1 protein-coding gene is annotated in these 1,403 nt (G+C 69.4%); it reads left to right on the top strand.

Translation table 11 applies throughout. The features are described from left to right. Positions 1–1,403, top strand: a 1,403-nt coding sequence (locus Q8R73_RS17530) for an alanine--tRNA ligase-related protein (protein ID WP_305720814.1), incomplete at both ends; no start/stop codon positions are given.

Below are 1,403 nucleotides of genomic sequence, written 5' to 3'. Positions count from 1 at the left end.
GACCGGCAGCGGGCGAAGGCGCGCGCGGCATGGTCCGGCTCCGGGGATACCGCCAGCGAGAACGTCTGGTTCCCGTTGCGCGAAAAACTCGGCGCCACGGAATTTCTCGGCTACGAGACTGAGACCGCCGAAGGCGTGGTCGCGGCCTTGGTGAAGGACGGCAAGGACGTCGAGAGCCTCGGATCCGGCGAGAGCGGCGCCATCGTGCTGAACCAGACGCCGTTCTATGCGGAGTCCGGCGGCCAGGTCGGCGACGCCGGCATGATGACCGGCGAGGGCGTGCGGTTTCGCGTCACCGATACCCAGAAGCGGGCCGGCGATCTGTTCGTGCATCTCGGCACCGTCGAGCAGGGTACGCTGAAAGCCGGTATGGCGCTGGCGCTGGAAGTCGATCACGCCAGGCGCTCATCGATCCGCGCCCACCACTCCGCCACGCACCTCCTGCACGAGGCGCTGCGCCAGGTGCTCGGCGACCACATCGCCCAGCGCGGCTCGCTGGTGGCGCCGGACCGGCTGCGCTTCGATTTCGTGCATCAGAAGCCGATCACGTCGGAAGAAATCGCCCGCATCGAGGACATCGCCAACGAGGTGGTGCTGGAGAACGACGAGGTCACCACACGGCTGATGGCGGTGGATGATGCGCGCGACGCCGGTGCCCGGGCGCTGTTCGGCGAGAAATACGGCGACGAGGTGCGCGTGGTGACGATGGGCCGGAGCGCGCGCGCGCATGGCAGCAACGCGCTTGGCTGGTCGGTGGAATTGTGCGGCGGCACGCATGTCAAACGTACCGGCGATATCGGACTGATCTCGGTGACCGGCGAAAGCGCGGTTGCGTCCGGCGTCCGCCGCATCGAGGCGCTGACCGGCAACCATGCGCGCAGACACGCCAACGACGCCATGGCGCTGGCGAGGACCGCTGCAGGCGAATTGCGCACCACGCTCGACGAGATGCCGGCGCGCATCGCCGCCTTGATGGAGGAGCGCAAGAAGCTGGAGCGCGACCTTGCCGAGGCGCGCAAGCGGCTCGCGATGGGCGGCGGCGCATCTGCTGCCAACGGATCGGCGGCGGGTCCCGCCGGCGTACGCCAGGTCGGCGACGTCAAGCTGATGGCGCGCGCGGTCGAAGGCATCGAGATGAAAGACCTCAAGAGCCTCGCCGATGACGGCAAGAAGCAGCTCGGCTCCGGCGTGGTCGCCATTGTCGGCGTTACCGCGGACGGCAAGGCCGGCGTCGTGGTCGGCGTCACGCCCGATCTCGTCGCGCGCTTCAGCGCGGTCGATCTGGTCAAGATCGCCTCCGAAGCGCTTGGCGGCAAGGGCGGCGGCGGGCGGCCCGACATGGCGCAGGCCGGCGGTCCCGACGGCGACAGGGCGGATGCGGCGCTCCAGGCGATCGAGAAGGC

Origin of the sequence: Bradyrhizobium sp., assembly GCF_030697065.1 — a bacterium.
GTDB lineage: Bacteria > Pseudomonadota > Alphaproteobacteria > Rhizobiales > Xanthobacteraceae > Bradyrhizobium.
This window is presented reverse-complemented; position numbering and strand designations above follow the sequence as displayed.